The 15,634-nt window shown below is 69.1% G+C and carries 18 protein-coding genes; 10 read left to right on the plus strand and 8 right to left on the minus strand.

Annotated elements, in window-relative coordinates:
* From panB to AC07XP_RS15280, 4 genes are all read left to right on the plus strand, one after another.
* Positions 1-874, plus strand: an 874-nt coding sequence (gene panB / locus AC07XP_RS15265; RefSeq protein ID WP_495265157.1) for a 3-methyl-2-oxobutanoate hydroxymethyltransferase, incomplete at its 5' end; no start/stop codon positions are given.
* Positions 875-893: 19 nt separating this feature from the next.
* Positions 894-1,736, plus strand: a complete 843-nt coding sequence (panC, locus tag AC07XP_RS15270) for a pantoate--beta-alanine ligase (RefSeq protein WP_495265158.1) — start codon at positions 894-896, stop codon at positions 1,734-1,736.
* The gene (gene queE / locus AC07XP_RS15275) at positions 1,733-2,371 is read left to right on the plus strand and encodes a 7-carboxy-7-deazaguanine synthase (protein ID WP_495265159.1); all 639 of its coding nucleotides are present in this window, start codon (positions 1,733-1,735) and stop codon (positions 2,369-2,371) included. Before panC ends, queE begins: the two co-directional genes overlap by 4 nt.
* Before the next feature lie 40 nt (positions 2,372-2,411).
* Entirely contained in the window at positions 2,412-2,774 is a 363-nt protein-coding gene (locus AC07XP_RS15280; protein WP_369631695.1) for a 6-carboxytetrahydropterin synthase, read from the plus strand.
* 7 nt (positions 2,775-2,781) lie between these two features.
* Here the strand turns inward: AC07XP_RS15280 and nadA are convergent, their stop codons facing one another.
* The 6 genes from nadA to AC07XP_RS15310 form a co-directional block, all read right to left on the minus strand.
* A complete protein-coding gene (gene nadA, locus AC07XP_RS15285; protein WP_495265160.1) occupies positions 2,782-3,897 on the minus strand; it encodes a quinolinate synthase NadA in 1,116 nt (371 codons plus the stop codon).
* Positions 3,898-3,903: 6 nt separating this feature from the next.
* The gene (nadC, locus tag AC07XP_RS15290; RefSeq protein ID WP_495265161.1) at positions 3,904-4,782 is read right to left on the minus strand and encodes a carboxylating nicotinate-nucleotide diphosphorylase; all 879 of its coding nucleotides are present in this window, start codon (positions 4,780-4,782) and stop codon (positions 3,904-3,906) included.
* Between the two features lie 23 nt (positions 4,783-4,805).
* Positions 4,806-5,849: an NAD(P)H-dependent glycerol-3-phosphate dehydrogenase gene (locus AC07XP_RS15295; protein WP_495265162.1), complete on the minus strand. Its 1,044-nt coding sequence runs from the start codon at positions 5,847-5,849 to the stop codon at positions 4,806-4,808.
* 28 nt (positions 5,850-5,877) lie between these two features.
* A complete protein-coding gene (gene secB, locus AC07XP_RS15300; protein WP_056578332.1) occupies positions 5,878-6,342 on the minus strand; it encodes a protein-export chaperone SecB in 465 nt (154 codons plus the stop codon).
* A 128-nt stretch (positions 6,343-6,470) separates the two neighbouring features.
* Positions 6,471-6,731, minus strand: coding sequence for a glutaredoxin 3 (gene grxC, locus AC07XP_RS15305; RefSeq protein WP_062477087.1), 261 nt, complete (start codon positions 6,729-6,731; stop codon positions 6,471-6,473).
* 20 nt (positions 6,732-6,751) lie between these two features.
* On the minus strand, positions 6,752-7,135 hold the full coding sequence (locus AC07XP_RS15310; RefSeq protein WP_370681259.1) for a rhodanese-like domain-containing protein: 384 nt from the start codon (positions 7,133-7,135) through the stop codon (positions 6,752-6,754).
* A gap of 105 nt (positions 7,136-7,240) precedes the next feature.
* Between AC07XP_RS15310 and gpmA the strand changes: the two genes are divergently transcribed.
* The 3 genes from gpmA (at position 7,241) to AC07XP_RS15325 (ending at position 10,397) form a co-directional block, all read left to right on the plus strand.
* On the plus strand, positions 7,241-7,984 hold the full coding sequence (gene gpmA, locus AC07XP_RS15315) for a 2,3-diphosphoglycerate-dependent phosphoglycerate mutase (protein ID WP_013543140.1): 744 nt from the start codon (positions 7,241-7,243) through the stop codon (positions 7,982-7,984).
* Between the two features lie 123 nt (positions 7,985-8,107).
* A complete protein-coding gene (locus tag AC07XP_RS15320; protein ID WP_062477129.1) occupies positions 8,108-9,550 on the plus strand; it encodes a S41 family peptidase in 1,443 nt (480 codons plus the stop codon).
* A gap of 82 nt (positions 9,551-9,632) precedes the next feature.
* The gene (locus AC07XP_RS15325) at positions 9,633-10,397 is read left to right on the plus strand and encodes a HesA/MoeB/ThiF family protein (RefSeq protein ID WP_495265163.1); all 765 of its coding nucleotides are present in this window, start codon (positions 9,633-9,635) and stop codon (positions 10,395-10,397) included.
* 28 nt (positions 10,398-10,425) lie between these two features.
* Here the strand turns inward: AC07XP_RS15325 and AC07XP_RS15330 are convergent, their stop codons facing one another.
* Complete coding sequence (locus AC07XP_RS15330; RefSeq protein WP_495265164.1) at positions 10,426-12,447, minus strand: AsmA family protein; 2,022 nt, start codon at positions 12,445-12,447, stop codon at positions 10,426-10,428.
* Between the two features lie 257 nt (positions 12,448-12,704).
* Here AC07XP_RS15330 and AC07XP_RS15335 point away from each other — a divergent pair, with 257 nt between their 5' ends.
* Positions 12,705-13,109 (plus strand): response regulator, encoded by a 405-nt coding sequence (locus AC07XP_RS15335; RefSeq protein WP_062477080.1) that lies wholly within the window; start codon positions 12,705-12,707, stop codon positions 13,107-13,109.
* A 7-nt stretch (positions 13,110-13,116) separates the two neighbouring features.
* On the opposite strand, the gene AC07XP_RS15340 is transcribed toward AC07XP_RS15335, so the two are convergent.
* Positions 13,117-13,749 (minus strand): response regulator, encoded by a 633-nt coding sequence (locus AC07XP_RS15340; RefSeq protein WP_007837167.1) that lies wholly within the window; start codon positions 13,747-13,749, stop codon positions 13,117-13,119.
* Positions 13,750-13,879: 130 nt separating this feature from the next.
* On the opposite strand from AC07XP_RS15340, the gene AC07XP_RS15345 reads away from it, so the two are divergent.
* Both AC07XP_RS15345 and AC07XP_RS15350 read left to right on the plus strand, forming a co-directional pair.
* Positions 13,880-15,250, plus strand: coding sequence for a CHASE3 domain-containing protein (locus tag AC07XP_RS15345; RefSeq protein ID WP_495265165.1), 1,371 nt, complete (start codon positions 13,880-13,882; stop codon positions 15,248-15,250).
* A 204-nt stretch (positions 15,251-15,454) separates the two neighbouring features.
* Positions 15,455-15,619, plus strand: coding sequence for a DUF1328 domain-containing protein (locus tag AC07XP_RS15350; RefSeq protein WP_070063586.1), 165 nt, complete (start codon positions 15,455-15,457; stop codon positions 15,617-15,619).
* Positions 15,620-15,634 lie beyond the last annotated feature (15 nt).

A 15,634-nucleotide genomic window follows, 5' to 3' on the forward strand; every position in this document is an offset into this window, starting at 1 on the left:
GTCCGAAGCCCCGCCCGCCTCGCCCTACGGCACGCTGCCGCCCGCCTCGCCCCTGGCGCAGCGCAAGCCCGTGAGCCTGCCGCGGCTGGCCGACATGCATGCGCGCGGCGAGAAGATCGCCATGCTCACCGCCTACGACGCCACCTTCGCGGCCATGGCCGACGCGGCCGGCATCGACTGCCTGCTGGTCGGCGACTCGCTGGGCATGGTCTGCCAGGGCCTGAACAGCACCGTGGGCGTGAGCCTGGAAGCCATGCGCTATCACACCGACAGCGTTTCGCGCGGCCTGCGCCGCGTGCAGGGCACGACCTGGCTCATCGCCGACCTGCCCTTCGGCAGTTACCAGGAGTCGCGCGAGCAGGCCCTGGCCAGCGCCACGGTACTGATGCAGGCCGGCGCGCACATGGTCAAGCTCGAAGGCGGCGGCTGGACCACCGAGACCGTGCGCTTCCTGGTCGAGCGCGGCATTCCCGTGTGCGCCCACCTGGGCCTGACGCCGCAGACCGTGCATGCGCTCGGCGGCTACCGCGTGCAGGGCAAGGGCGACACCGCCGGCGCACTGCTCAAGCAGCAGGCCCACGCGCTGCAGGACGCCGGCGCCGCCATGCTGGTGCTCGAGATGGTGCCGGCCGCGCTGGCCGCCGAACTCACCACGGAGCTGAAACACTGCGCCACCATCGGCATCGGCGCCGGCAAGGCCACCGCGGGCCAGGTGCTCGTGCTGCACGACATGCTGGGCATCAACCTCGGGAAGATGCCGAAGTTCGTGCGCAACTTCATGGCCGACGCGCCAGGCGTGCTGCCCGCGCTGCAGGCCTACGTGCAGGCCGTGAAGAACGGCAGCTTCCCCGACGACCGCCTCCACGCCTGGTAAGCACAGAAGGACACCGACCATGTACATCGCCAAGACCATCGACGAACTGCGCCAGCACCTGTCTTCCAGCCAGCGCCCCGCCTTCGTGCCCACCATGGGCAACCTGCACGAGGGCCACCTCGCGCTCGTGCGCCAGGCCAAGCCGCTGGGCGACGCCACGGTGGCCAGCATCTTCGTGAACCGCCTGCAGTTCCTGCCGCACGAAGACTTCGACACCTACCCGCGCACCTGGGACAGCGACTGCGAGAAGCTGCGCGCCGCCGGCTGCGACGTGCTGTTCGCGCCCGACGAGAAGGCGCTCTACCCCGAGCCCCAGACCTGCAAGGTGCATCCCGACCCGGCGCTGGCCGATCTGCTCGAAGGGCACTTCCGCCCCGGTTTCTTCATCGGCGTGTGCACGGTGGTGATGAAGCTGTTCCAGTGCGTGCAGCCGCGCGTGGCCGTGTTCGGCAAGAAGGACTACCAGCAGCTCATGATGATCCGCCACATGGTGCAGCAGTTCGCGCTGCCGATCGAGATCGTCGGCGGCGAGACCTTCCGCGCCGACGACGGCCTGGCGCTCTCCTCGCGCAACGGCTACCTGAGCGCCACCGAGCGCGCCGAGGCCGTGCAGCTATCGAAGGCGCTGCGAGACATGGCCGAGGCCGTGCGCGCCGGCGAGCGCGACGTGGCCGCCCTCGAGGCGCGCGCCATGCAGTCGCTCGCACAGCGGGGCTGGCAGCCCGACTACCTGGTGCTGCGCCGCCGCGCCGACCTGCAGGCGCCCCAGCCCGGCGATGCGCTGGTGGCCCTGGCCGCCGCGCGGCTGGGCAGCACGCGGCTCATCGACAACCTCGAAATCGACACCCCGCTCGCCGCATGACCTACAGCGTCAAGGAAATCTTCTACACGCTGCAGGGCGAAGGCGGCCAGGCCGGCATGCCGGCCGTGTTCTGCCGCTTCGCCGGCTGCAACCTCTGGACCGGCCGCGAGGAAGACCGCGACACGGCCGTCTGCCGTTTCTGCGACACCGACTTCGTCGGCACCGACGGCACGCTGGGCGGCAAGTTCAAGAGCGCCGACCAGCTCGCCGACACCATCGCTGCGCAATGGCCCGCCGGCGACACCGCGCACCGGCTGGTCGTGCTCACGGGCGGCGAGCCGCTGCTGCAGGTCGATGCGGCGCTGGTCGACGCGCTGCACACGCGGCACTTCCGCATCGCGGTCGAGAGCAATGGCACGGTCGTCGCGCCCGCCGGCATCGACTGGCTGTGCATCAGCCCCAAGGCTGGCGCGCCGTGGGTGCAGCAGCGCGGCCAGGAGCTGAAGCTGGTGTGGCCGCAAGCCGGCATTGACCTCGATGCGATGGCACGCACCGGCGAATTCACGCACCGCTTCCTGCAGCCGATGGACGGGCCCGACCGGCTCGCCAACACCGAGCTGTGCATCGCCGAATGCATGAAGCAGCCGGTGTGGCGCCTGAGCGTGCAGACCCACAAGATCACGGGCATCCGCTGACGCAGCGGCCCCTTTTTAGTTTCGAGTTTCTTTTTTGACGATGCGCTTCACCATCAGCCAACGCTTCTTCTTCGACGCCGCCCACACGCTCAAACGCGAGATCGAGGTCGAAGGCAGCCGCCGTATTCACGGCCACACGTATCACGCGGAGGTGTGGCTGGCGGGCGAGCGCGACCCGGTGACGGGGATGGTGATCGACCTGGGCCTGCTGCGCCGCCGGCTCGAGGACGTGCGCGAACAACTGGACCACCACCTGCTGGACGACGTGCCGGGGCTGCATCCGCCGACGCTGGAGAACCTGTGCGTGTTCATCGCCGACGCACTGCCCGACCTGCGGCCGTCGCTGGCGCGCGTGCGCGTGTGGCGCGAGGCGCTCGGCGACAGCTGCACGGTGGACTTCTAGCCGCCGGTCAGGCGGCGCCGATGCCGGCCACCAGGCTGCCCGGCGCCTGGCCGTTCTTCAGCCCGGCGGTGAACGCCAGCATGCGGTCGATCGGCACCCGCGCCCGCACGCCCAGCGCCGGATCGACGTGGATCTCGCCCGCACCGGTCTCCAGCGCGTTCGCCAGTTCGACCAGCCCGTTCATCGCCATCCACGGGCAGTGCGCGCAGCTCTTGCAGGTGCCGCCGTTGCCCGCCGTGGGCGCTTCGATGAAGGTCTTGCCGGGGTTCAGCGTGCGCAGCTTGTGCAGCATGCCGGTGTCGGTCGCGACGATGAACTCGGTCGCGTCGAAGCGCTGCGCCGCGTTCAGGATCGCCGAGGTGGACCCCACCGCATGCGCCAGCGCGATCACATCCGAGGGCGACTCGGGGTGCACCAGCACCTTGGCCTTCGGGTGTTCCTTCATGAGCAGCTCGAGTTCGAGCGCCTTGAATTCGTCGTGCACGATGCACGCGCCGTTCCAGCTGACCATGTCGGCGCCGGTCTGGCGGCGGATGTAGTCGCCCAGGTGGCGGTCGGGGCCCCAGAGGATCTTCTGGCCGGCCGCATGCAGCGCGTTCACCACGTCGAGCGCGCAGCTGGAGGTGACGAGCCAGTCGGCGCGCGCCTTCACGGCCGCGCTGGTGTTGGCGTAGACCACCACGGTGCGGTCGGGGTGCTGGTCGCAGAAGGCGCTGAAGGCGTCGACCGGGCAGCCCAGGTCGAGCGAGCAGTTGGCGTCCAGGTCAGGCATCAGCACGCGCTTTTCGGGCGAGAGGATCTTCGAGGTCTCGCCCATGAAGCGCACGCCCGACACCACCAGCGTGGTGGCGGCGTGGTCGCGGCCGAAGCGCGCCATCTCGAGCGAATCGCTCACGATGCCGCCGGTTTCCTCGGCCAAATCTTGCAGGTCGGGGTGCACGTAGAAGTGCGACACCATCACCGCGTTGCGCTCGCGCAGCAGGCGGCGGATGCGCTCCTTCAGCGCAATGCGCTCGTCGGGCGAAGGCTCGGGGGGCACGCGGGCCCAGGCGTGGCGCGTGTCGCAGACCGCGCCTTGCGCGGGCTGTTCGTAGTCGACATCGATGACGGAAGCGGTCGTCATGGCGGTTCAGTGGGTCAGGAAGCGCATCGAGTAGTCGATGGCCTTCACGTCCTTGGTCAACGCGCCGATCGAGATCCGGTCGACACCGGTCTCGGCCAGGGCGCGCAGGCCGTCGAGCGTGACGCCGCCCGAAATCTCGAGCACGGCCTTGCGATCGTCGCCCACGGCGTCGTTCAGGCGCACGGCCTCGCGCAGCGTGGGCAGGTCCATGTTGTCGAGCAGCACCATGCGGGCGCCGGCGTCCAGCGCTTCCTGCAGCTGGGCCAGGGTCTCGACCTCGACCTCGACAAAGGCGGCCTGCGCGGCCACGGGCGCCACCGCGCGCAGGGCGGCGGCCACGCCACCGGCCGCGACGATGTGGTTTTCCTTGATGAGCACCGCGTCGTACAGGCCGATGCGGTGGTTCAGCCCGCCGCCGGTGCGCACCGCGTACTTCTGCGCCAGGCGCAGGCCCGGCAGGGTCTTGCGGGTGTCGACGATGCGGGCACGGGTGCCCTTCACGGCGTCGGCGTACAGCGCGGTCTTGGTGGCGACGGCGCTCAGCAGCTGCAAAAAGTTGAGCGCGGTGCGCTCGGCCGTCAGCAGCGCGCGCGCGCCGCCTTCGATTTCAAGCACGGGCTGGTCGGCGGCGCAGCGCTGGCCCTCGCCGCACAGCCAGGTGATGCGCGCCTGCGGATCGAGCCGCCGCACGGTGGCCTCGACCCAGGGCGCGCCGCACACCACGGCGGTTTCGCGCGCGAGCACGCGGGCATGGGCGGTGCGGGAAGCGTCGACCAGCGAGGCGGTCAGGTCGCCGTCGGCGACGTCTTCCTGCAGGGCGCGGGCGACGTCGGACTCGGCCAGCGCGGCGACGGCCGACGCCGAGAAATCAAAGCGAGGGCTCATGTCTCTGGAATCTCTAATCTTCTTCAGGAGGAATGGCGCGAGGCCGGGCCGGCGGGCTGCTGCTGCACCGACTCGGGCACCGGGTCGCGCCCGGTCAGCGCCGCCACGGCATCGCGCGGGCTCACCTGGCCGTCGAGCAGCGCGACCACGCCTTCGGCGATGGGCATCTCGATGCCCAGGCCGCGCGCGCGCTGCACCACGGTGCGGGCGCAGTACACGCCCTCGGCCACGTGGCCCAGCGAATCGACGGCCTGCGCGAGCGTGCGGCCCTGGGCCAGCAGCAGCCCGACCTTGCGATTGCGCGACAGGTCGCCGGTGGCGGTCAGCACGAGGTCGCCCAGGCCCGACAGGCCCATGAAGGTGTCAGCGCGGGCGCCAAGCGCCAGGCCGAAGCGGGTCATTTCGGCCAGGCCGCGGGTGATCAGCGCCGCGCGGGCGTTGAGCCCGAGCGCGAGGCCGTCGCACAGTCCGGTGGCGATGGCGAGCACGTTTTTCACGGCACCGCCGACTTCGACGCCGACGATGTCGTCGTTGGCGTACACGCGCAGGGCCGGGCCGTGGAAGGCATCGACCAGCGCATCGCGCACGCCGGCGTGCGGGCTGGCGGCCACCAGCGCGGTCGGGCGCCCTTCGGCGACCTCCTGCGCAAAGCTGGGGCCGCTGAGCACGCCCGCCTTCAATTCAGGGGCCACCTGGGCCCAGATCTCGTGGGCGAGCAGGCCGAAAGCGGTGGGAGAGGCATCGAGCGCGGGCTCGACGCCCTTGCACAGCCACGCCACCTGGGCGGTGGTGCCGCGCAGGGCGATCAGCTGGTCGCGCAGGGCGGCCATGGGCGTGGCCACGATGACGAGGTCGGCCCCGGCCTGCGCCTGGGCGATGTCGCCCGCGCGCACGGCCAGCGAGGCCGGCAGGGCCAGCCCGGGAAGGTAGCGGGTGTTTTCACGCGCGGCCGACATGGCGTCGGCCTGGGCGGCGTCGCGCGCCCAGAGGGTGACCTCGTGGCGGGCCGCCGCGTTGACTGCGACGGCCGTGCCCCAGGCACCGGCGCCATGAACGCAGATCTTCATCGTGCGCTGGCGGCGTCGTGCGGCCGGTTTACTGGGCCAGGGTGGGGGCAGCCTGGCCGGCGGCCTGGGCTTGCTGCTGCTCGTACATGGCCTGGAAGTTGATTTCGGCCAGGTGCACGGGCGGGAAGCCGCCGCGCTGGATCACGTCGGCGACGTTGCCGCGCAGGTACGGGTAGACGATCTGCGGGCAGGCGATGCCCAGGATCGGGCCCATCTGGTCTTCCGGCAGGTTGCGGATCTCGAAGATGCCGGCTTGCTTGGCTTCGACCAGGAACACGGTGCGGTCTTCGATCTTGGTCTGCACGGTGGCCGACACGGTGATCTCGAAGATGCCGTCGGCCACGGGCTGGGCGTCCACGCCGAGCTGGATGTCGACGGTGGGTTGCGTCTGCTCCAGCAGGATCGCGGGCGAGTTGGGTTGTTCGAGCGACAGGTCCTTGAGGTAGACGCGCTGGATCTGGAACACGGGATCTTGGGCTTGCTGGTCGGCCATGGCTGAACTTTCGAGGATCAAAACAATGCCCGCCGGGGAGAAGGTCCCGCAGCGGGCTGCAGATGAGGGAACAAACGATTATCGCCCGACGGCCCGCGCACTTTCGTGACGCCCGGCCGCGTGGGACTTCAGGCGCCTTGCAGCAGCGGGACCAGGCCGCCGCGGCTGTCCAGGGCCATGAGGTCGTCGCAGCCGCCCACGTGGGTGTCGCCGATGAAGATCTGCGGCACCGTGCGGCGCTGGGTGATCTCCATCATGGTGGTGCGGGCTTGCGGGTCGGTGTCGATGCGGATCTCTTCGATCTGCTCGACGCCCTTGGCCTTGAGGATCTGCTTTGCACGCGTGCAGTACGGGCAGACGGCGGTGGTGTACATCTTGACGGCTTGCATGCGCTCTACCTTGGGGGAAATCAGGCTTTTTCAACCGGCAGGTTGGCCTCTTTCCAGGCCTTGAGCCCGCCGGCGACGGCTTGGGCCTGCTCGTAGCCGAGCTTCTTGGCCGTGGCCACGGCGCGCTGGGCGCGGGCGCCGGTGGCGCACACCAGGAGCAGCGGCACGTTCTTGTTCTTGACCGTGCTGGCCAGCTTCTCGTCCAGCAGGTTCAAGGGCACGTTCTTGGCGCCGATCATGTGGCCGGTCGCGAATTCTTCGGGTTCGCGCACATCGACCAGCACCGCGCGTTCGCGGTTGATGAGCTGCACGGCGCCCTGGGCCGTGAGCGTGCCACCGCCCGCACCCCGGAGCATCGGCCAGGCCAGCATGCCGCCCGAGGTGAGCGCCATCAGGATCAGCATCCAGTTCGCGGTGACGAATTCGATCAATTTCACGGGGGTTCCTTGGATGGCAAACCCGGGATTTTAGAATGCTGGTTTTCCCACGCGCTGCCAAAGGCCTCCGACATGCACAAACTGGTACTGATCCGCCACGGCGAATCGACCTGGAACCTCGAAAACCGCTTCACCGGCTGGACCGACGTCGACCTGACCGAAACCGGCGTCGAGCAGGCCAAGCAGGCCGGCCGGCTGCTCAAGGCCGAGGGCTACGACTTCGACGTGGCCTACACCAGCGTGCTCAAACGCGCCACCCGCACCCTCTGGCACACGCTCGACGAGCTCGACCGCACCTGGCTGCCCGTGGTGCACTCCTGGCGCCTGAACGAACGCCACTACGGCGGCCTGCAGGGCCTGAACAAGGCCGAAACGGCCAAGAAGTACGGCGACGAACAGGTGCTGGTCTGGCGCCGCAGCTACAGCACCCCGCCGCCGCCGCTGGAAGCGGACGACCCGCGCAGCGAGCGCTCCGACGTGCGCTACGCCAAGCTGTCGCCCGAACAGATCCCGCTGACCGAATGCCTGAAGGACACGGTGGCGCGCGTGCTGCCGTTCTGGAACGAATCGATGGCCCCGGCCATCCGCACCGGTCGCCGCCTGGTCGTGGCCGCGCACGGCAACTCGATCCGCGCGCTGGTGAAGTACCTGGACGGCATCTCGGACGACGCCATCGTCGGCCTGAACATCCCGAACGGCATCCCGCTCGTGTACGAGCTGGACGACGACCTCAAGCCCCTGCGCCACTACTACCTGGGCGATGCCGCGGCCGCCGAAAAGGCCGCCGCCGCGGTGGCTTCGCAGGGCAAGGGCTGAAGACGTAAGCAAAAGAAGAAAACCCCGCCTGCCGGCTCCTCCGTGGAACCCCGGCAGGCAATTTGCTTCCAAGCTGTGTATATTGGTTCGACAGCCGTCGACATACAGGACATTTCACTCATGATGGGCCAGAAACTGAAGATCACCGGCTGGGTCGCCGCCGGCGCCGTTGCTGGCGTCCTGACCACCGTCTCGCTGCAGACGGTCGCGCGGGGTTCGCTCGCGCCGCTCCCGCTCGAGGAGTTGCAGCAGCTCGCGGCCGTCTTCGGGATGGTCAAGAGCGACTATGTCGAGGCGGTCGACGAGAAGAAACTCATCTCGGACGCCATCTCGGGCATGGTCGCCGGGCTCGATCCGCACTCGCAGTACTTCGACAAGAAGTCCTTCAAGGAATTCCGCGAGGGCACCACCGGCCGCTTCGTCGGCGTGGGCATCGAGATCTCGCAGGAAGACGGCCTCATCAAGGTCGTCTCCCCCATCGAGGGCTCGCCGGCCTTCCGCGCCGGCTTGAAGCCGAACGACCTGATCACCAAGATCGACGACACCGCCGTGCGCGGCCTGTCGCTGAACGAAGCCGTCAAGCGCATGCGCGGCGAGGCCAACACCAAGGTGCTGCTGACCATCTTCCGCAAGGACGAGAGCCGCACCTTCCCGGTCACGATCACGCGCGAGGAAATCCGTACCCAGTCGGTGCGCGGCAAGATGATCGAACCGGGCTACGGCTGGATCCGCCTGTCGCAGTTCCAGGAGCGCACGGTCGACGACTTCGTCAAGAAGATCGAGGAGCTCTACAAGGAAGACCCGAACCTCAAGGGCCTGGTGCTCGACCTGCGCAACGACCCGGGCGGCCTGCTCGACGCGGCGGTGGCGGTGTCGGCGGCCTTCCTGCCCGAGAACGTCACGGTGGTCACCACCGACGGCCAGCTGGCCGAAAGCAAGTCGATCTACAAGGCGGCGCCGGAGTACTACCAGCGCCGTTCGGGCAGCGACCCGCTGCGCAACCTGCCGGCAGCGCTCAAGAACGTGCCGCTGGTGGTGCTGGTGAACGAAGGCTCGGCCTCGGCCAGCGAGATCGTGGCCGGCGCGCTGCAGGACCACAAGCGCGCCACCATCATGGGCAGCCAGACCTTCGGCAAGGGCTCGGTGCAGACGGTGCGCCCGCTCGGCCCGGACACCGGCCTGAAGATCACCACCGCGCGCTACTACACGCCCAGCGGCACCTCGATCCAGGCCAAGGGCATCGTGCCCAACGTGCTGGTCGACGAAAGCGCCGAGGGCAGCCCCTTCGCAGCCCTGCGCATGCGCGAGGCCGACCTCGAGAAGCACCTGGCCAGCGGCCAGGGCCCCGAGGTCAAGGACCCCGAGCGTGAAAAGGCCCGCGACGAAGCCCGCAAGCGCCTCGAGGAAGAAGCCAAGAAGCCGCCGCAGGACCGCAAGGTGCCCGAGTTCGGCACCGACAAGGACTTCCCGCTGGTGCAGGCGCTCAACCGCCTGAAAGGCCAGCCGGTGCTCGTCAGCAAGACGCAGGTCATCGTCGACAACAAGGACGAGAAGAAGGAAAACTGATCCCGGCGAGCGGGCCGCACGCACCGTGCGGTTCGCGCCACCGGCGTTTTCCCCTCCCCCGCACAGCCCCAGGCAGGCGCGCATGGACGATCACGACCTGCTGCGCTATTCGCGGCACATCCTCCTCGAAGAATTCGGCATTGACGGCCAGGCGCGCGTCAGTGCCGGGCGGGTGCTCGTCATCGGCGCCGGCGGGCTGGGCTCGCCGGTGGCCCTGTACCTCGCGGCAGCGGGAGTCGGCCACATCGTGCTGGTCGACGACGACGAGGTCGATCTCACCAACCTCCAGCGGCAGGTCGTCCACACCCAGGCGCGGGTGGGCCAGCCCAAGGTCGCATCCGCCGCGCAGGCCATGCGCGACATCAACCCCGGCATCGCCATCGAAACCCACGCCGTGCGCGCCGACGAGGCGCTGCTGTCGCGGCTCGTGGCTGAGGCCGACGTGGTGGTCGACTGCTGCGACAACTTCGCCACCCGGCAGGCCGTGAACCGCGCCTGCGTGGCGCACGCCAAGCCGCTGGTGGCGGGTGCGGCGATCCGTTTCGACGGCCAGCTGAGCGTGTACGACACGCGTGACGCCGCCTGCCCCTGCTACGCCTGCCTGTTCCCGCCCGAGGCCAGCTTCGAGGAAACGCGCTGCGCGGTGCTCGGCGTGTTCGGCCCGGTGGTCGGCACCATCGGCACGCTGCAGGCCAGCGAGGCGCTCAAGCTGCTGGCCGGCATCGGGCCGTCGCTGGCGGGCAAGCTGCTGATGTTCGACGGGCGCAGCACCGGCTTCGACACGCTGCGCGTCTCGCGCGACCCGCACTGCAGCGTCTGCGCGCAGCGGCCCCAGGCCGGCGCCTGAGCGCCCGCCTGCCCTCTTCTTTCTTTCGTTAAGGCTGGCGAGCCCCCTTGGCCCGCGCGGCACCGCGCGCGGCGGCCCCGGCCGTGGGCCGGTTCGCCAGCGCCAGCACACCCGTGCAGTCGGCGTTCTCGCCGGGGCCGGTCTCGATGGTCGCGGCCAGCGCCAGCAGCGGGTTGATGGCGCCGAGCGCCAGCGCGGCGAGCCCCCGACCGGCCAGCGGCCCGATCTCGACGCCGCCCTTGGGCGCGCCGAAGGTGCCGCTCACGACCAGTGGCGTGCGCAGCGACAGGAAGCTCGCGCTCTTGGGCTCGGGCCGGATCACGAAGTCCAGCGACTCGGTCGCGAGGTTGGCCTGGCCGGTGGCGGTAAAGACGGCGTTGGTGGTGTCCAGCACCAGCGTGCGCCCGTTCATCACGCCCTTGTTCACGTCGAAGGCCAGCGCGGCGCAGCGCAGCTCGACGTCGCGGTCGCCGCGCAGCAGGAACTTGAGGATGTCGCCGCCCACCAGCGTCGCGAACACGGGCATCAGGTTGCCGAACTGGCCGCGGCCCGACAGCACCGCCATGTCGCCCGACGCGCCGCCCAGCCAGCTGGCCACCGAATTGCCGGCGCCCGACAGGTTGATGCGCCCGTCGAGCCGGCCGACGCTGTTGCCCGAGTTCTCCAGCTTGGGAATGAGCCGAGCCAGCCGCAGGCCGCGCACGTCGAGCGAGGCGCGGATGTCGGCCGGCGTCTTGGTGGCGTCGATGCGGATCGCGCCCACGAGCTTGCCGTTGGCCACGCCCAGGTCGAGCGGGTCGAGCGACAGCACGCCGTCGGCCAGCTTGATCTTGACGCTGCCGCGGTCCAGCGGCACCTCGCGCACGTTGCGGATGCGCTCGGCCGTGTAGGCCACATCGGCATTCATGGCGTGCAGCCGCCCGAAGTCGAACGGCGTGGTCGGCAGCACCTTGCCGCCGGGCGGGCGCTTGGGCTGGGCCGAGGCGACGGGCGCCACACCCTCCACCGCGTTGGCGGAACGCGCCGTGGGCGGCAGGCCGATCAGCGGGCCGAGGTCGTCCATGTCCATCACGCGCGAGCGCAGCGTGCCCGACAGGCGCGGCACCTTGCCGGCCTGATCGAAGGCCATGTCGCCGCCGATGTCCGACAGGCCCAGCCGGCCGTTGAGCCCCGCCGCCTCCCAGAGCTTGCCGCGCTTGCGCAGGCCGCCGCTCAGCGCATAGGGCGGGGTCTGCGGCAGCACGATGCCCAGCAGCGGGTACAGCGCACTCAGCGTCTGGCCCTTGATCTGGAACGTGGCGTCGATGCCGTCGAAGCCCGCGAGCTGGGCCACCGTGCCATTGGCCTTGAGCCGGGTCTGGCCGGCGGCGGCGTTGATCTCGAGCGGGAACGGCGGCGCGCCCGCGGCGTTGATCTGCAGCACGTTGCCGGTGCGCCCGTCGGCCGTGAGCGGCTGGCCCTTGTAGCGGCCCTTGATGCGGTAGTGCAGCGGCAGCTCGCCGCGGTTGCTGTCGTAGTCCAGGTCGGCGTGCACGTCGACGCCCAGGTGCGTAGCCAGGAAGTCGACGGCGCCCTTGTCGACCTGGATCAGGCCGATGGTGGGCACGGTGCCGGTGTCGGAGGTGTCCTTGCCGAAGGCCCAGGTGCGGCGCCCGTCGGGTTCCATCTGCAGGCCGACGGTGGGCGCCGTCAGCGCCAGGCTCGGAATGACCACCCGCTTGTCGATCAGCGGCCACAGGCGGATCTCGAAGCTCGCGCGCTCGGCCTTCACCAGGTAGGGGTCGCGCGCCCAGTCGGGGTTGGCGAACTCGATGCCGTCGAAGTGGATGGTGGCGGCCTTCCAGCCCAGGTCCACGTCGAGCCGGCGGGTGATCTCGAACTTGCGCCCGGTCTTCTCGCTCACGAAGCGGTTGAGCGGCTCGCGCAGCGTGTCCCACGGAAAGAAGGCCACGAGGAGCGCGAACGCGGTCAGCAGGACGGCGACCAGCAACACGAAGGCCGCCAGCAGCTTCTGCCAGCGCGGCCGGGTGCGAAGGGATTGGGTTGCCATGGTCGATTCTTACCCGGATGCGCGCCCGAACCGGGTCGGCGGCAGGCCGCAGACCCCGTGCGGCTTGGCCTACGGGCGGGCGCAAGGCGGCGTGGAGACAGCCGCCTGCACATGCGTCAGAACCCGCCTACAACGCGCGGCCCTTGAACCCTGCATGATCCGCTGCGGGAAAGCCTCAATGTCCATGGGCAGGCTCTCTCCTCCGCAGGGCGCTTGGACACGAGCACCTGCCCACCTCAGAGGAAGCGCGGTTCGGCATGGATTCCAGATTGCAGACCTACGTTGTCGAAGACAACCCCACGATCCGTGAAAACCTCATCGGCACTCTGGAAGAGCTCACCTGCACCACGGTCGTGGGCTTTGCGGAAACCGAGCAGCACGCGCGCGACTGGCTGCACGACCATGCCGACGAGTGGCACCTGGCCATCGTCGATCTCTTTCTCAAGCAGGGGAGTGGCCTGGGCATCCTGCAGGCCTGCCAGTCGCGCAAGCCCGGCCAGAAGGTGGTGGTGCTCAGCAACTATGCGACGCCCGACATCCGGCGCCGCTGCGCCGAGTTCGGGGTCGACGCGGTGTTCGACAAGTCGAACGAGATCGACGCACTGGTCGACTTCTGCATCCGCCAGGCCGCCGCGCTGCGGTCCGCACCCGGCGATGCCTAGGCGCGGCTCAATCGATGAGCTTGTTCTTCAGCGCGTAGTAGGTCAGGTCGCTGTTGGAGGACAGGTTCATCTTCTCCATCAGCCGCGTGCGGTAGGTGCTCACCGTCTTCACCGACAGCGACAGCGTCTTGGCGATGTCGCCGGCGGTCTCGCCCTTGGCCAGCTTCAGGAAGACCTGGAACTCGCGCTCCGAGAGCTGCTCGTGCGGCGCGGCGTCGTCCTTGCGGTCGAGCTGGCGGGCCAGCAGTTCGGCCACAGCGGGCGTGATGTAGCGCCGGCCCAGCGAGATGGTGCGAATGGCGTTCACGATCTCGATCGGATCGCACTCCTTGTTGAGGTAGCCGCTGGCGCCCTGACGGATCAGGTTCATCGCGTAGTGCTCCTCGGGGTAGCCGCTGAGGATCAGGATGCCCACGTCCGGCGCCTTGGCGCGGATCATGGCAAGGGCATCAATACCGCTTTGTCCCGGCATGGAGAGATCCATCACCAGCACGTCCAGCTCGGTGGTGCGTACCAGCTCGATGGCTTCACGGCCGCTCGCTGCCTCGCCCGCCACGCGCAGGTCCACGTGCTCGGAGAAGAACTGCCGGAGGCCCGATCGCACGATGGCGTGGTCGTCCACAATTCCAATTTTGATCATCTGTTACTTTCGTCGTTGTGCCGCAGCTTTGGAAGCCGCAGCATGCCGGTCCCTGATTGTTATCAATTATTCACGAAGTTGCATTGAATGCGACCCTAAGGGTGTCATGCACTGGTTAGCCCCCCAAAAAATGGCCGTGAGCCTCTTGCTCGCGGCGCTGGCCGCACTGGCCCTCGTGGGCATCAACGAGGCAGGATACCGGCAATCGAGCCGCGCCCTGGCGGACATCGACGAGGCGCAGCAGATCCGCGGCACGCTCAACCAGATCCTGCAGAACATGCTGGACGCCGAAACCGGCCAGCGCGGCTTCCTGCTCACGGGCGAAGCCGCCTACCGCCAGCCCTACGACATCGCGGTCAAGCAGGTGGACGGCAACCTGGCCACGCTGCGCCAGCTGTACGCCGAGCGCCCGGCCGAGCGCACCCAGCTGTCCGAGCTGTCCAAGCACGTGCTGCGCAAGATCGCCGAGATGGACATGAGCGTGCGGCTGCGCCACGAGGGCAACGAGGACGCCTGGAAGTTCGTCATGACCACCGACGTCGGGCGCGAGGAGATGGAAGCCATCCGCGCCACCGCCAACGAGCTGGTGAAGACCAGCAACGCGACGCTGCAGGCCGGCCAGCTGCAGGTGATGAAGTCGCTGCAGCTGGCGCGCGTCGGCACCGGCATCGTGGCGCTCGCGGCGCTGATCGCCTTCTTCCTGTACCTGCGCCAGACGCACGCGCTGCGCTCGGTGGGCGAGCGCCAGCAGGAGGCGCTGCAACGCGAACGCAACGCCCTCGAAGACGAGGTGCGCGAGCGCACCGCCTCGCTGGCCGAGCTCGCCACCCACCTGCAGGACGTGCGCGAGACCGAGCGCGGCTACCTGGCGCGCGAACTGCACGACGAACTGGGCTCGCTGCTCACGGCCGCCAAGCTCGACGTGGCGCGGCTGAAGTCGCGCCTGGCCGACTCGCCCGACGCGATCCAGCGGCTGCAGCACCTGACCGAGCTGCTCAACAGCGGCATCGCGCTGAAGCGCCGCATCATCGAGGACCTGCGGCCTTCGTCGCTCTCCAACCTCGGGCTGGTCGCCTCGCTGGAAATCCTGGGGCGCGAGTTCGGAGAGCGCTCGGGCCTGGAGATCGAGATGGCGCTGGAGCCCGTGAGCATGGACGAGTCGCGCCAGCTCACGATCTACCGCATGGTGCAGGAGAGCCTGACCAACATCGGCAAGTACGCCGAGGCGAGTGAAGCCACCATCGTGCTGAAGAACTACGCCAACCACGTGATCGTGGAGGTGGCCGACAACGGCAAGGGTTTCGACGCGCAGCGCATGCGCCCGTCGACGCACGGCCTGGCGGGCATGCGCCACCGGGTCGAGGCGGCGCGCGGCAAGCTCACCATCACCTCGGCGCCCGGCCAGGGCACGCGGCTCACCGCGATGCTGCCGGTGGTGAAGCCGACACCGCAGGCCGGCACGCCGGCGAGCCCCGACACCCCCGCGCCGCGCGGCGCCTGACGCAGGCGCTGGCATTTCTTCACGCCCCGGGCCTGCGGCGACTCGGTCGCCTCCTACGCACCCCCGCCCCGGTCGCTGACAGGGCCGATGCGGCCCTGCCCTTAAGGTGGATCCTGTGTCATCCGGCACCGGGCCGCGTCTTCAGCGATGCGCCTGGATGCATGGTTTCAAACCACAAAGAGGGAAGCCTCGAAGGAGTTCCGCATGCTGCACTACGCCGTGGTATTTCTGGTCATCGCACTCATCGCTGCCGTGTTCGGCTTCGGTGGCATTGCCGCCAGCGCGGTGGGGATCGCCAAGGTCCTTTTCATCATCTTTGCCGTGCTCGCCATCGCCAGCTTCCTGGCCGGCTTGCTACGACGCAAGTAGCGTAGTTACGATCCA

The sequence above is a fragment of the Variovorax sp. GW531-E2 genome, from assembly GCF_059423125.1.

Excerpts from the sequence above, each read along its gene's own strand:
- AC07XP_RS15350 (WP_070063586.1), top strand. The coding sequence starts at position 15,455 with ATGCTGCACTACGCCGTGGTATTTCTGGTCATCGCACTCATCGCTGCC.
- AC07XP_RS15295 (WP_495265162.1), bottom strand. The coding sequence starts at position 5,849 with ATGAAGATCTGCGTTCATGGCGCCGGTGCCTGGGGCACGGCCGTCGCA.
- nadA (WP_495265160.1), bottom strand. The coding sequence starts at position 3,897 with ATGACGACCGCTTCCGTCATCGATGTCGACTACGAACAGCCCGCGCAA.
- queE (WP_495265159.1), top strand. The coding sequence starts at position 1,733 with ATGACCTACAGCGTCAAGGAAATCTTCTACACGCTGCAGGGCGAAGGC.
- AC07XP_RS15330 (WP_495265164.1), bottom strand. The coding sequence starts at position 12,447 with ATGGCAACCCAATCCCTTCGCACCCGGCCGCGCTGGCAGAAGCTGCTG.
- nadC (WP_495265161.1), bottom strand. The coding sequence starts at position 4,782 with ATGAGCCCTCGCTTTGATTTCTCGGCGTCGGCCGTCGCCGCGCTGGCC.
- AC07XP_RS15340 (WP_007837167.1), bottom strand. The coding sequence starts at position 13,749 with ATGATCAAAATTGGAATTGTGGACGACCACGCCATCGTGCGATCGGGC.
- AC07XP_RS15335 (WP_062477080.1), top strand. The coding sequence starts at position 12,705 with ATGGATTCCAGATTGCAGACCTACGTTGTCGAAGACAACCCCACGATC.
- AC07XP_RS15325 (WP_495265163.1), top strand. The coding sequence starts at position 9,633 with ATGGACGATCACGACCTGCTGCGCTATTCGCGGCACATCCTCCTCGAA.
- AC07XP_RS15310 (WP_370681259.1), bottom strand. The coding sequence starts at position 7,135 with ATGCTGATCCTGATGGCGCTCACCTCGGGCGGCATGCTGGCCTGGCCG.
- panC (WP_495265158.1), top strand. The coding sequence starts at position 894 with ATGTACATCGCCAAGACCATCGACGAACTGCGCCAGCACCTGTCTTCC.
- secB (WP_056578332.1), bottom strand. The coding sequence starts at position 6,342 with ATGGCCGACCAGCAAGCCCAAGATCCCGTGTTCCAGATCCAGCGCGTC.
- AC07XP_RS15345 (WP_495265165.1), top strand. The coding sequence starts at position 13,880 with ATGGCCGTGAGCCTCTTGCTCGCGGCGCTGGCCGCACTGGCCCTCGTG.
- AC07XP_RS15320 (WP_062477129.1), top strand. The coding sequence starts at position 8,108 with ATGGGCCAGAAACTGAAGATCACCGGCTGGGTCGCCGCCGGCGCCGTT.
- grxC (WP_062477087.1), bottom strand. The coding sequence starts at position 6,731 with ATGCAAGCCGTCAAGATGTACACCACCGCCGTCTGCCCGTACTGCACG.
- gpmA (WP_013543140.1), top strand. The coding sequence starts at position 7,241 with ATGCACAAACTGGTACTGATCCGCCACGGCGAATCGACCTGGAACCTC.
- AC07XP_RS15280 (WP_369631695.1), top strand. The coding sequence starts at position 2,412 with ATGCGCTTCACCATCAGCCAACGCTTCTTCTTCGACGCCGCCCACACG.